Source organism: Paenibacillus sp. CAA11 (assembly GCF_003060825.1).
In the GTDB taxonomy this organism is placed as follows: Bacteria; Bacillota; Bacilli; order Paenibacillales; family Paenibacillaceae; genus Fontibacillus.
The window spans coordinates 4,490,426-4,503,795 of record NZ_CP028922.1; the positions used below are offsets into that span (position 1 = coordinate 4,490,426).

Annotated in this window: 12 protein-coding genes; 2 read left to right on the forward strand and 10 right to left on the reverse strand. The window is 55.3% G+C overall.

The features are described 5' to 3' along the window. Positions 1 to 24 precede the first annotated feature (24 nt). Complete coding sequence (locus DCC85_RS21000) at positions 25 to 561, reverse strand: hypothetical protein (protein WP_108467313.1); 537 nt, start codon at positions 559 to 561, stop codon at positions 25 to 27. A gap of 213 nt (positions 562 to 774) precedes the next feature. On the opposite strand from DCC85_RS21000, the gene DCC85_RS21005 reads away from it, so the two are divergent. Next, the gene (locus tag DCC85_RS21005; RefSeq protein WP_234414254.1) at positions 775 to 1,284 is read left to right on the forward strand and encodes a cupin domain-containing protein; all 510 of its coding nucleotides are present in this window, start codon (positions 775 to 777) and stop codon (positions 1,282 to 1,284) included. Between the two features lie 72 nt (positions 1,285 to 1,356). Here the strand turns inward: DCC85_RS21005 and DCC85_RS21010 are convergent, their stop codons facing one another. Further along, positions 1,357 to 2,190 (reverse strand): DUF4362 domain-containing protein, encoded by an 834-nt coding sequence (locus tag DCC85_RS21010; protein WP_108467315.1) that lies wholly within the window; start codon positions 2,188 to 2,190, stop codon positions 1,357 to 1,359. 79 nt (positions 2,191 to 2,269) lie between these two features. Then, positions 2,270 to 3,040, reverse strand: a complete 771-nt coding sequence (locus DCC85_RS21015; RefSeq protein ID WP_234414255.1) for an HNH endonuclease — start codon at positions 3,038 to 3,040, stop codon at positions 2,270 to 2,272. Positions 3,041 to 3,391: 351 nt separating this feature from the next. On the opposite strand from DCC85_RS21015, the gene DCC85_RS21020 reads away from it, so the two are divergent. Then, a complete protein-coding gene (locus tag DCC85_RS21020; protein ID WP_108467317.1) occupies positions 3,392 to 4,870 on the forward strand; it encodes an alpha-amylase in 1,479 nt (492 codons plus the stop codon). On the opposite strand, the gene DCC85_RS21025 is transcribed toward DCC85_RS21020, so the two are convergent. The 7 genes from DCC85_RS21025 to DCC85_RS21055 all read right to left on the reverse strand — a co-directional run bounded on the left by DCC85_RS21025 (position 4,765) and on the right by DCC85_RS21055 (position 13,366). Beyond that, positions 4,765 to 5,769: an NAD-dependent epimerase/dehydratase family protein gene (locus DCC85_RS21025; RefSeq protein WP_108467318.1), complete on the reverse strand. Its 1,005-nt coding sequence runs from the start codon at positions 5,767 to 5,769 to the stop codon at positions 4,765 to 4,767. The genes DCC85_RS21020 and DCC85_RS21025 overlap by 106 nt on opposite strands. Positions 5,770 to 5,911: 142 nt before the next feature. Next, the gene (locus DCC85_RS21030; protein ID WP_108467319.1) at positions 5,912 to 6,922 is read right to left on the reverse strand and encodes an LCP family protein; all 1,011 of its coding nucleotides are present in this window, start codon (positions 6,920 to 6,922) and stop codon (positions 5,912 to 5,914) included. Further along, on the reverse strand, positions 6,922 to 8,292 hold the full coding sequence (locus DCC85_RS21035; RefSeq protein ID WP_108467320.1) for a sugar transferase: 1,371 nt from the start codon (positions 8,290 to 8,292) through the stop codon (positions 6,922 to 6,924). The genes DCC85_RS21030 and DCC85_RS21035 overlap by 1 nt, the downstream gene beginning before the upstream one ends. Beyond that, a complete protein-coding gene (locus DCC85_RS21040) occupies positions 8,289 to 9,446 on the reverse strand; it encodes a glycosyltransferase family 4 protein (protein WP_108467321.1) in 1,158 nt (385 codons plus the stop codon). The genes DCC85_RS21035 and DCC85_RS21040 overlap by 4 nt, the downstream gene beginning before the upstream one ends. Positions 9,447 to 9,457: 11 nt before the next feature. After that, complete coding sequence (locus tag DCC85_RS21045; protein ID WP_199909949.1) at positions 9,458 to 10,594, reverse strand: glycosyltransferase; 1,137 nt, start codon at positions 10,592 to 10,594, stop codon at positions 9,458 to 9,460. Beyond that, a complete protein-coding gene (locus tag DCC85_RS21050) occupies positions 10,506 to 12,224 on the reverse strand; it encodes an O-antigen ligase family protein (RefSeq protein WP_108467322.1) in 1,719 nt (572 codons plus the stop codon). Before DCC85_RS21050 ends, DCC85_RS21045 begins: the two co-directional genes overlap by 89 nt. Continuing rightward, positions 12,218 to 13,366: a glycosyltransferase gene (locus DCC85_RS21055; protein ID WP_108467323.1), complete on the reverse strand. Its 1,149-nt coding sequence runs from the start codon at positions 13,364 to 13,366 to the stop codon at positions 12,218 to 12,220. Before DCC85_RS21055 ends, DCC85_RS21050 begins: the two co-directional genes overlap by 7 nt. Positions 13,367 to 13,370: the final 4 nt, after the last annotated feature.

Below are 13,370 nucleotides of genomic sequence, written 5' to 3' on the forward strand. Positions count from 1 at the left end.
TTTTGTGCGCCTTGTTCATTCTACTTAAGGCACATACTGTTGTACAATTTTGATCACTTTGCCATCCTTAATGGTCAGGTGATAAGGGAAGCTTGCCGTGTCAATCAAACCGTCATGATTATAAATGGCTGTGAATTTGTTCAGACTGACCGGCTCATTCCACACAACCTCCGCATCCAAGGGGTTGCCTGTATGATCGTACAGCTGCATCAGCACTTCTGCCTGGCTGTCTACATTATACGGAATAGCTTCTTCTGTATTATTGACAATATAATAACCGTCCGGAGTTCCCCCAAGCTCGGCATAGCCTTCCGGCTCAAGCTGGCGGAAGACTTCATTTGCCGCCTCGCCTTGATACCAGCTGATCGGGTCAACGGTAATCGTAACTTCCCCATTCTGCTGCTGTAATCCGTTTATATAAGCTGTGATCACCTTCTCCTCACCCGCTGCCGGACTAGCTGCCGGTGTGGTGCTCTCCCCTACCGCGTTCGGAGAAGTCTGGATGGACGTAATTGCAAACAAAGTGAACATAAGCAGCAGTGTAATAGATTTCTTGATCATGTGGGATTCCCCCTTGTTCGCCTTAAATTTATAATCGTAAAACTGTATATAAGATTGAATAACCGTCTGAACCATTTTCAAACGTTTTTGGATCATTTTCTTTAATCATAATTCTTTATCAGGCAAAAAGGATTTCAAACCCGTTTAAAAGTGATGACAAAATGTTTATTTCTTTGCCATGGCTAGGGATAAAGTTTCTTTAAGGAGGAATCAATGATGAAGATAGAAGATCACACTATACAAACCTTGATGCTGAAGGATGGAGAAACCATCCCCAACAATCCCCGCCTGCCGGTCATTCTCTATCAGGGAGCACTTGAGCACAGCCCGGAGGATACCGAGGCCGTATTTAACAAAAACGGCTGGCTGAACAGCTGGAGAAATGGAGTATTTCACTATCACCACTTCCACAGCAATGCCCATGAGGCACTTGGCGTGATCCGTGGAGTAGCCCGGCTCCAGCTTGGCGGGGAACATGGAGAAGAGATTTCAGTACGTGCAGGAGATTGCCTCGTGCTGCCAGCAGGCACAGGTCACAGGCGCCTCAGATCAAGCCCGGATTTTCTCATCGCCGGTGCCTACCCAAACGGGGCCAGCTATAATACGCGTATCGGAAAGCCAGAAGAACGAGCCGAGGCTCTACAGGAAATTCGCGCCGTTCCTATTCCTAATACAGATCCGGTCTTTGGAGCCGAAGGACCTTTACTCCAGCTGTGGAAATAGCGCACTTCGCATTCAATACGACATATTGTTCCACGTGGAATCGATTATAGAGGGATTTTGTCGAAATACCTGTTATCCCCCTTGGTTGATCTCCAATCTGAACGAAGCCGTACACCCGCCAAGCTCATAGACTGCCCGATCTTCGGCCTCCTTCTTCTCTACTCGTTTGCAGAATTCCGCATACTTCTCGGAAGCACCAAAGCTGTCCCAGGTGCTGTCATGCTGGAAAAGAAGGTCACTGCCGTTAAACTCCAGGTTGTCAAAGATCGGCTCGCCTTCTGTGGTATATCTCGTCACCTGTACTTTGGCCTTCTCGCCCGATGACACCTTCTGGTAAAACTCCGACCACACCTTTACATTGCGCATGCCGGTACTGGTGATGACAACATCCCCGTTCTCTTCTGCCTGAGCAGGCGTATAGGTGATGCGGCCGAGAATCTCTGCTAGCCGCCGCGCCGAGGCCTCAGTCAGCTTATAGCCTGTTCCGGTATCCGATACATTCATATACAGTCCGCTCCCGCTGCTCGAATCGAGCCAAAGATGGCCTTTCCTGGACTGCCCACCGTCTGCGGGCTCCAGAATGAAGTCATAGTCTGAGACGCGAATATCCAGCTGGCCCTCCATTCGCTCTGCGGTCTTCAGGGCTGCTGTAAAAGCAGCAAGGGTCTCGGGATCTGTATAGGTCTTAAGGAACTGCGGATTCGCACTACCGAAGCCCAGCGATCGGCTGATCGAAAGCTGTTTGGCATCCAAAATATCTGTATACTCTATATCCTTAGAGGGAGTAGGCTGCTCTCCTGCCTGAACCATGGAATTTACAGAGGTACTCCCTTCCTTGAGACCGCAGCTGGCCACAAGGAGCAATGCACCCAGAATGAACAGGTAGTTCCGAATATATCCTAGCATCCTTCATCACCTCTTAACTTCAGACGGGAGCACGGCTTGCAAAGGTTGCATATGACATAAATTCTAAATTAAAAAAGGGCTATTCGCGCCCTTGATCTGTTCTCTCCCCTTCTCCGTCTTCCCGGATAAATTCCTCTACATCACGATCAGCCTTAGCCTGGTTGCACAAATGACATGCACACACGCAATTATCCGGCGTCGTGTGTCCGCCTTTGGCCCTTGGGAGCAGATGGTCGATCGTATCGCCATATCCGCCGCAGTAACGGCACGTATAATGATCCCGCTGCAAAATAAACAAACGGAAATCCTTATTCGTGAACAACCGCCGGATCGTATGCGGGTTCACCACCACGGCGGCATGCTCCTCTACTAAGGTAACTGCCAGCTCAAGCTCAATCTCCTGTTGCCAGCGGCGCCCTTTATCCGTCCTGCCGCGCATGCGAATAAAGCCGGAGCGCAGCGGCTTCAAGGCCGAAGCATCTCCGGGATGGAGCGCTCTTGGTCCCGCCTGCTGCTGTGTGCCCGCCGCTGTCAGGACAGTTGCACGCTGCCGCTTACTGGTCTGGCTGGCAGAAGAACGGCTGCCGCCGCGGGGTTTCCGGCGTGATTCTGACACCGCCGAGACGAGCTTAGGCGTATCGCCGCCTGCTCCTTGAACGGAGGCTGCCTGCAAGGACCTCTTCTTCCGGCATTCCCGGCAGGTTCCCCGGCGAGCCGCTGCCCCTGCCCGCTTTCCGCTTCGCCGCGGAAAGGCAGAGAGCGGCTTGTCGCACTGACAAGCTGCGCATATTTTTGTAGTCATCGGTTCGGTATCTTTCATGATGCATTCGGGTACAGCTAGCAAGCTCATCCCTTTGGTCACCTCATATCTGCTTGAGTTCATCTATTGTTCTATATTATACCGGAATCTTGTCCCTGCTCATCCGGAATATACTGCAATGTATTGGAATAAAAGATGAAGAAGCTTCCCCTTCCTCACAAGTTCACTTTTAGAGATTATTAACCTAATTTCAGCAAATAGTAACACAGGAAGCATCGCAGAACGATGTTGGTGTAGATTTGGTGAGACCCTTAGGCTCTCTGTTTTGGCGGATTTCATGTCGGTTTGTTCCAGGTTTTATAAGTGGTGAACTAAATACGTTTAGCTGGTGGCATCCCATGGGTAACTTGTGGATAGAACCCAAAGGAGGAGAGACCTGACGTGAACAGAAATCATACCCTGATGCAGTTTTTTGAATGGTATTTAGAGCCAGATGGATCCCACTGGAGACGGCTAGCCCGGCTCGCGCCCGAACTAAAGCAAGCGGGGATTGACTCGGTATGGATTCCTCCGGTAACCAAGGGACAATCTCCTGAAGATACAGGCTATGGCGTATATGACCTTTACGATTTAGGAGAATTCGAGCAAAAAGGCGCAAGGCGCACGAAATACGGCACCAAGGAAGAACTTGTCGAGGCCATTGCCGCCTGCCAAAAGAATGGAATTGTAGTGTATGTCGACCTCGTCATGAACCACAAAGCAGGGGCGGATGAGACGGAGCGCTTCCAAGTAGTCGAGGTCAACCCCGAGAACCGGAACGAGGAAATTTCCGAACCGTTCGAGATTGAGGGCTGGACTAAGTTCACCTTTCCCGGCAGAAAAGGCAAGTACTCTTCCTTTGTGTGGAACCATGAGTATTTCAATGGCACAGACTATGATGCTAGCCGGAAGAAGACCGGCATTTACCGCATTCTTGGCGAGAATAAGGGCTGGAACAAGAACGTGGATGACGAGTTCGGCAATTACGATTATTTGATGTTCGCCAATATCGACTACGGCCACCCCGCCGTGCGCCAAGAGATGATTCGCTGGGGCAAGTGGCTTGTCGATACGCTCCAGTGCGGAGGCTACCGTCTGGATGCCATCAAGCATATCAACCATGAATTCATCAAAGAATTCGCGCTTGCCATGAAGAAGAAGCGCGGCGAAGACTTCTATATCGTCGGCGAATTTTGGAATCCTGAGCTTGCCGCCTGCCAGCAGTTTCTGGACACCATCGACTACAAAATTGATCTGTTCGATGTCTCCTTGCACTATAAGCTACAAGCGGCCGCTCAAGCTGGCAGATCATTCGATCTTCGGACGATCTTTGACGATACCCTGGTCAAATCCCATCCCTTAAATGCAGTTACGTTCGTGGACAACCATGACTCCCAGCCAAATGAGTCTCTCGAATCCTGGGTGCAGGACTGGTTCAAGCCAAGCGCCTATGCGCTGATCCTTCTTCGCAAGGATGGCTACCCGGCCGTGTTCTACGGCGACTACTACGGTATTGGCGGCAAAGAGCCGATTCCAGGCAAGAAGGACGCCATCGACTCTCTGCTGTATGCACGCTATCACAAAGCCTACGGAGCCCAAGAAGATTACTTCGATCATCCCAATACCATCGGCTGGGTTCGGCGCGGAGTATCCGAGTTCAAAGGGTCGGGCTGTGCCGTCATTATTGCAAATGGAGACCATGGAGAGAAGCACATGTTTGTAGGTCAGGAACGCGCAGGCGAGACTTGGATCGACCTAACGGGAAACCGCAAGGATCAGATTCGGATCGAAGAGGATGGATCGGCGGTCTTCCCCGTGAACGGCGGCAGCGTGTCTGTCTGGGCTCTTCCGACCGAAGACAACAAGCAGGAAGCCTCATAATGCACGGTCTCCTGGAGCCCGTCAGACAGCGAATAGACCGGCTCCCAGTCCAGCAGCCGCCGGGCTTTGCGATTATCCAGCAGGCTGTGGACGATATCCCCTTCCACCGCACGCTCATAGAGTAGCTGGCGGTGTGGAGGGGTAAGTCCTTCAAGCAGATGCAGCAAGGCAGCAATCGATACCGGCTGACGGCTGCTGATATTCATGACCTCCCGGTCCCCCCGGGTAAGTGCGGCGATATTGGCCTCAGCGACGTCCTTCACATAAATGAAATCCCGGGTCTGTGTCCCATCCCCTCGGATGGTCACGGGCAGCTTATGCAGCAGCCGATCGATAAATATGGCCACTACGCCGCCTTCTCCCCCGGAGGTTTGCCGCATGCCATATACATTGGCATACCGCAGTATTCCATAGTTGAGGCCATATCGCTCCGCAAAGGTCTGTATGTACATTTCCGAGACCCGCTTTGACATACCGTAGAACGACAAAGGCGAGGTTTCGTGATCCTCCCCGATCGGCAGCTCTATGGGATTGCCGTACACGGCGGCAGATGAGGAGAAAATCACCTTCTTCACTTCATAGCGGACGCATTGCCGAAGCAGATGAATCGTGCCCATAATATTCGTCTTCGCATCGACGAAGGGGTCCTGCAAAGAGCGCTTCACGCTGATTTGGCCTGCCAGGTGAATGCAGTAATCCGGACGCTCTTGTTCAAATATATCTGCCAGCTGCTCTGACCCTATATCCAAGTCGTAGTAGTTCACCTGGCCCTTAAGACCAAGCTGCTCCTTCCCCCCTGGCGCATAGTCGATGACAGCAACTTCATAGCCGCGGGCAACCAGCAGTTCAACAGTATGGCGGCCAATAAATCCGGCTCCACCAGTAACGAGTACCTTCATCGTTCCTCCGACTCTCCATTCTTCTATACATAGTTATCAATCAATGTATGACTTGGCCTATCCAAATATACCGTAAGATGTAAGCTAGCGCCCTGATCAAGATCCCATGTACAGTAAGATGAACGAAGGCAGCATGCGGCAATCAGCGCACGGAATAGGCCTTCCGAAGCTTCTCCCACTCCGTCATATCGGGAACCCAGTAGTAGAGCTCTGCCTTCACCATGGGGTCCCATGCGCGCTTGCCTTCACCCGGAAGCTGGTCATAGCTCAGGTGGTTCCCCTTCAGATCTTTGGCCAGCCAAGCAAGGCTCACCAAATCTCCATCCTCCAGATTGGTATCCACCAAGTCCTCACGAATTTCCTCAATCAGCGGCTTGATCCGGAGCAAATTTCTGGGCTCAAGCAGCTTGTTAATCAACGCCTTCAACGCCTGAGCTTGATGCTCTTGGCGTCCTTGATCCCCTCCCGGGAGAGAACGGCGCTCACGGACGAAATGAAGGGCGGTCTCTCCATTCAAATGAACTTCCCCTTTAGGCAGGGTCTGCTGTGCATAAGTTAGCGTAACCGGCTCATCCAGCTCTAAGTCCAGTCCGCCAATCTTATCGACAAATCGTTCAAAGCCGGCAAAATCGGTTTTGACATAATAATTGATCTTACAGCTGCACAAATTACTGACAGCCTGTAGAGCCGCCTCTGTCCCCGCATGGCTTCCGCTCTTGCGCTCGCCCAGGATGTGAGCATGGTTGATCTTCGTATAGCCAATCCCCGGAAGCTGCACTCTCGTATCGCGCGGAATCGACAGCAGCCGGACCTTCCGCAATTCAGGATCGACATGAATCAGCATCAGCACATCGGTTCGGGAGCTTTCCGCCCCCCTTGCATCAATCCCGAGCAGAAGCAGGTTGAAGCCATCGAGCTTTAGCGATTCTGCTTGAGAGGGTGCGCTTGGTTCAGCGGCTGAGTTTGCCTGTTCTCCCAGAGGGCTCCCTGCCTGGAGCATTCCTACTGCCTTCTGGGGAGCGACCAGCACCGGGAGCTGCTGCGGACGGAAGTGGCGGCCAGGCTCCCACTCTAAGTAGGCGAAGATGCCAAAAAAAATAAGCAGCACTAAAGTCGAAGCCGCTGCGATCAGCCACTTGGTTCGGCGTCTCATCAGGCTTCCTCCCTGATGAGGGGAGCATCCTTCTGGACTACGCCCCTAGCAGGCTCCCGGTGCACCATAACCCGCAAGGTCTGGAGCATAATCTGCAGATCCAGCAGAGGGGAGTAGCTGTTGATATACATCAGATCAAACCGCAGCTTATCGGAGGGGTCAGTAGTATAGTTGCCCATCACCTGGGCGAGCCCTGTCAGTCCAGGCTTCACCATGAACCGCTGGGAATAATGCGGCAGCTCTTCCTTAAAGCGCTCGGTAAAAAAGGCGCGTTCCGGACGGGGACCGACCAGACTCATATGCCCTAGCAGCACATTGATGAGCTGGGGCAGCTCATCCAGCCGCGTGGCCCGAATCCACTGACCAAGCCGGGTGATGCGGGCATCTGCAGCTCCGGCCAACACCGGGCCCGTGGCCGCCTCCGCATTCTCCACCATGCTGCGAAATTTATACAGCAGGAAAGGCCTCTCATAACGGCCCAAGCGCTCCTGCACAAAGAAGGCGGAGCCTTTGGAGGTCAGAGGGATCAGAACGCACAACAACAGCATGACCGGAGAGGCCAAGATGAGCAGCGCCAGGGAGAAGATGACATCGGCCGCTCTTTTGACCAGCCGCTCCCAGGGGTCAAGCTGAGGGGGAAGCAAAGAGTACAGCAAAAGATCATCCAGCTGCTGCGTTTCAGCCTTCTGCAGGGTTAGTTCATAAAAATCGGGGACCAGGAGCACCTCAATGCGCCGCTCTCCTGCCATGCGGATCAGCCGGTTCCTTAAGGAAGGGGCCACGCCCTGCCCGATCATCAGCACATCAACCTGGTCCCATATGCCTTCCTGCAGTCTGCTCGAGGCCTCCTGACCGCGCAGGACACGGATGATATCAAACCAGGCGGAGCCTGCATGGTTCACGCGGTCCAACAAGGCGCTCGCAGAAGGCTCCGTTCCCGTGACGACCAGTGCGCGGCGTCTGGCATGAAGTGCGCGCTGCAGCAGAAATAACAACAGCCTCACCCCGAACGTCAGGGCGATTTGAATGAGAAAGGCCATGAAAACAACGGTGCGCGGCAGACTGAAGGTCTTCAGCCAATAATTCAGCACAATGAGAAAGACAGCAATGAATGCATGGGCCAGCACCAGATTGTACAGCAGCTTGCCCGGCTGCTGTCTTCCGGCAAAGTCATACAGGTGAAACAAGTAATAAGCCGAGACGGTAAGCACGCCCAGCCAAGGGGCGTATTGCAGGAACGAAGTCCATTCCGCCACCGGAATGCCGGATGGGAATTTCAGCCCGTAGGCCAGCAGATACACTCCATAAACAAACAATATATCAAGCAGCAGTACAGCCGCCTTCAAGCTGCTCCAGCGGAACAACCTCATGCCTGACTTCCTCCCTTTCTCTCTCCCGGATCAAGCAAGGCGGCATAAACCTCCTCCAGCCTGGCTCGAACCGGATCCAGTGCATATTTTGCAGCCTTGCGCTGGCTGCTTGCGCCCATCTGCGTGCGCAGTAAAGGATCATCATACAGCCTGCGCAGGGCCCCAGCAGTCGCCCGGTAGTCCCCAACCGGGACGACAAAGCCATTCTCCTCCGGCTGCACCAGCTCCCGGCTGCCCCGGACATCGGTGACAACGAGCGGCTTGCCTGCGGCCAAACCCTCCAGCAGCACCTTGGGCAGACCCTCCCGCCGCGAGACCAGCGCCACGACGTCGGCAGCCTGCATCCACTGCGCGATATCGCGGCGGTAACCGAGAAAGCGCACAGCCTGCTCCAGCTGGAGGCGGGAGACCAGCTCCCGGCAGCGAAGCTCCCAACCTCCGGCTCCGGCGAGCAGAAGGATAACCGGTATGCCCTCCCGGATCAGCTCATGAACAGCCCGAATCAGCTGCTCCTGATTCTTGTTGCGGTTCAGCTCGGCCGCGCAGAGCACGATCATCGGCCTGGCCGCTGAAGCCTGCAGTCCCAGTCCGCTGAGCAGCTGCTCCTCTGCCGGGCCCTCAATCGGCTCCAGCTGGACGCCGACCCCGGGAAGCTGCAGCGCATGGCGGCGTACCGGGAAGTGCGCGGCACGGCGATAATCCTCCTCATTCAAGGTAATGAGCACATCGGTCCAGCGAGCCATGAGCCGCTCCAGCGGATAATAGAGCAGCCAGTTCAGCAGCGGAGCGCCTCGGTAAAAGTGAAAGCCGTGCGCGGTGTACACCACATTCCTCAGGCCAGCGCAGGCTGCCGCCAGGCGGGTAATCAGCGCGGCATTCGGGGTATGGGTATGAATGAATTCATACCGCTCCTGCCGAAAGCAGCCAAGAAGCTGGCGCAGCGCCGCCCAGTTCCCTAGAGACAGCGGGCTGCGGCTGAAGGGAACATCCACGCAGCGCACTCCCGCCTGCTCCACCTCATCCCGCAGGGCATCGGCTCCGGCATACGCATGCACCTCGTAGCCCTTTTCCCGAAGATCGCGGAGAAAGGGGAGGTGAAAGTGGGCCAGATGAGAATATACAGTGGCCGTATAAGCGATCTTTTTTGTTTCCAACAGACTTCCTCCTATCCCTCCACCAGCGGCCTCTGAGACTCGCTTCGGCCCTGTTCGAGATACATGCCGACCCAGCGCTCCACAACCTTATTGAGTTCATAGCCTTCAAGCACATGAGCCCTGGCGTTTCTCCCCATCTCCTGTCTCTCGCTTAAGGAGGTAAGCCTCATTCGCAGCATCGCTTCCGCCAGCGCATCCGGGTTGGACGGCTCGACCAGCCAGCCGCCGCCTCCATCCTGCACAATCTCTGCATTGCCTCCGACATCTGTGGCCACCATCGGGAGCTCGCAGGCGGACGCTTCAAGCAGCACCATGGGGAGCCCCTCCCAGCGTGAGGACATCACGAAGGCATCTGCGGCATTCATGAGTCCCGTCATATCGCTCTGTAGGCCGAGAAAATGAACCTGGGAGGCGATGCCAAGCTCTCGGGCAAGCTGCTCTGCGGCTGGACGGCAGGGACCATCCCCGGCCAAAAGGAGATGGCTTGAAGGGGCCTCAGGCAGCGTGCGGGCATAAGCCTTCAGCAGGCTGGTGTGATCCTTCTCTGGAACGAACCGGCCGGCTGCAAGCCAAATGAATTCTCCCCCGACCCCAAGCTCCTTACGCTTTGCAGCCCTCAGCTTCTCATCCCGGGCATACCGCGACAGGTCCACCCCATTGGGCATCCGGCTAATCTTGGAAGCAGGCGCCGCCTTGATGTCCACATACCGCTGAACGGCCCGTTCGCTTACATTCGTCGTCCAGTCGCACAGCGGATCGGTCAGACGATACAGCCATTCCCGAAGCCTGCCGCCCTCCTGCATATTGTGCGCCGTACAGATGAGCCGCGGCATGCGGCAGATCAAACGGGTCAGCCGAACTAACAGATTGGCATGAACCATATGACTGTGAATGACATCCGGACGGAAGCTGCGGATATAACCAGCCAGCCTGAATATGGCGCGTGGATCAGGCAGGCCTCTCTTCATGCCGAGGGAGAGCACGCTCGCCCCCTCCTGCTCCAGTTCCTGTACAAAACCCTCTGGCTTAAGCAGGCTGATGACCTGCACCTCCCAGCCCCTACGGCGAAGTCCCCGGCACAGCTGCACGACCTGATTCTCCGCCCCGCCGCAGGAAAGCCCCGTTAGGATGAACATGATCTTGTTCAACTTGGCTTTCTCCTTTCCTTTCCGCACTGCGGTAGAATGCCAAGGCCATTACCGCGAGCAGCACATATTCATAGTTGTAGCCGAAGTCCCCGCTGATCATCGCGTATCCCAGGGCCTGCATCAGCAGAGCACAGACCACTGGGCTCTTTCTGGCTGCCCAAAGACCCGTGCCTACGGCCAGTAACCACAGCACAAGCCCGGTAAGTCCCTGCTCCCCGGCGATCTCCAGCGCAACATTGTGGGGGAAATCCCGGGCCACCGGAGGGGACAAAGCTCCGAGTCCGGCACCGAACATCGGATGCTCCTCCAGCAGCCTTATTGCTCCTTCCTGAAGAACCATCCGGCCGATAAAATTGTTATCTCCCTCCAAGCTGTTCTTATCGAACAGCACGGTGAAGCGGCTGCCTTGGATTTGCTCTGCAAGCGAATCACCGTACAGCGAAAGCCCGGCCGTAGAGAGAACGAGTAAACCTATGCCGCAAGCCGCAAGCCGTCTTAGCATCCGCTGGCTACAAGCATGCCTTTTCTTCCAGGAGATGTAGATCAGCACCAGCACATTAGCAATGACAAAGGCGGCCAGCGGGCCCCGTGACTGCGTGCTGAGCGCAGACGCCCCGGCAGCTAAAAGTGCTACCAGCCTTAGCGGCAGCGGGATTCGCCTCCCCCAGAGACATACCGCCACCGTGAGGAGTGAGATTCGGGCGTTGAAGATCGGATTGCTGCCCGGGAGCGTAAGCCGGCCTGGATACTCTTCCATATAAACGCCAAAGCTTAAGTGCACGATGGCATACACCAGTCCGAAAAAAGCTACGATGCTCCAGGAGAACTTCCCATATTTCCTATATAGGATGTATGTATATAAAGCCGGGATCATTCCCCGGATCAGCAGAATTTGTTCCTTCTTCAGTCCTGCGCTGTCGACAGGGGACCAGGCCAGCGTAAATAAGCTGTAGATAAAGAAAACCGCCCATAGTCCAAGCCCCACCCAGGAAAGCTCCTTGCTGATGTGGCCTAGCGCAAGCTGGCCGCTGCGGGACTCTCTGCTGCACGGCTCTTCGCTGCGGGACTCTCCACTGCCTGACCCAACACTGCCCGTCTCCACGCCGCCCGCCCCTCTGCAGCCTGACTCTCCGCTGCTGGGCTCCCCACTGCCTGACCCTCCGCTGCTCGACCTTCTACTGCCTGACCTTCTGCTGCCAGGCCCAACACTGCCAGAATCTCTGCCACTCGGCTCTCTGCTGCTGGACTCTCCGTTGCCTGAACCACCACTCCCACCACTGCCCGTCTCCACGCTCCTTCTCACCTGTACAGTACCGGATTCTAGCGGCGCCCCCGGTTCATAGGCGGCAGCGCCTCGCTCCCCTCTTGAGACCGGCCTAGGCAGCAAGCTGCTTCCCGGCTTCCAAAGCAAGGCCAACATAACAGGCAGCAGGGGCAAGGCAACGAGCAGCAGCAAAGCATCACCGGGAAGAAACTGCTTGTAAAAGTAACCGAACATGTCGAAATACACCGTAAATGCAAACAAATATGCTGCATTCAGCTTGGCGCCCAGCTGAATGACACACTGGGTATAGAACAAAGCCGCAATGAGCAGCAGCATAAGAATCAAGCCCGTCTCCACGCTCACCATGATCGCCTTCTATCTGCAATCTGCTGCATATAGACTGTTCTTGCCGCCTCTTTGACTGAAGTATCCAAATGCTGAACCTCCTCTGGCTCAATTCGCCGGCCGCGCCAAGCCTCAACAAAGGCATCGATCTCCCGGAGGCAGCGTCCTGTGCTGCCTGGCTCATTGGGCAGCTCCAGCAGGAAGGGAACCGGGACGGCGAAGTCGGTCTCCTGGTAGGCGGCTATAACCGGCAGCCCGTTCGCCAGATACTCGCGAACCTTCAAGGGAGAGGCCTCCTTCATATGCTTGCGATATAGAGCAAGCGTTCCTACCGCCACATCGGCCTGGTCCAATAAAGGCTGGTACTCGGTCCGGGAGAGCACTCCATGGAACACCATATTGGCCGGTGCTGGATGGCCGAGCTCCTCAGGCCCAACGCCGACAATATCGAACTGCCAGTCCGGTCTCGCCTTTGCTAGGGCCGCCAATTCATCGACTCCATGCCAGGACTGCCCAGGCGAACCGAGAAAGATCAGCCGTACAGGAGAGGCAAAGAGAGCCGCCGCCGCCATACCGCTCTGCCCAGCTGCCGCCATGGCAGACTGCGCCTTCGGCAGCAATCCCCGATTGTACCGGGCAAGCTCGATTCCATTGCCGATAATCATCTTGTCCTTTGCATACCGCTCGAAATGGCGCTCCCCGGCCAGCTCTGCACTAACGAATACAAAACCCCCAGCAGCTCTGAGCACAGCACTTCGGGTCAGCCGGTGGTAGATATATCGGAGGGTGCTGCGCTTAGACATCCTCAGCTCGGACACATCATTCGTATTGATCTCAAGAACCGACGGATAACGGCCTAACAGCCGCGGCAAAGAGCAGTAATACATGTCGAACCGATGGTAGACACAATCGGGCTGCCAGTGGCGGATTTTGCGGGTAAGCCTGCAGAAATCCGCCACTCTCCGGATTCCTCCGCGATAAGTCTGGACGATCACCGGATAATCCGCTATTTTCTCGGTCCAGCCCACATCCGTGCAGCGTGTGAACAGAAACAGGGACGGCTCATGCCCGAGCCGCTTCCAAGCGATCAGCTGGTCGGCCACCTTCTTGATTACACCGCTCTCCGGCCCATCGTTCCAATGCATAAGATAGGCGATCTTCAAGCCT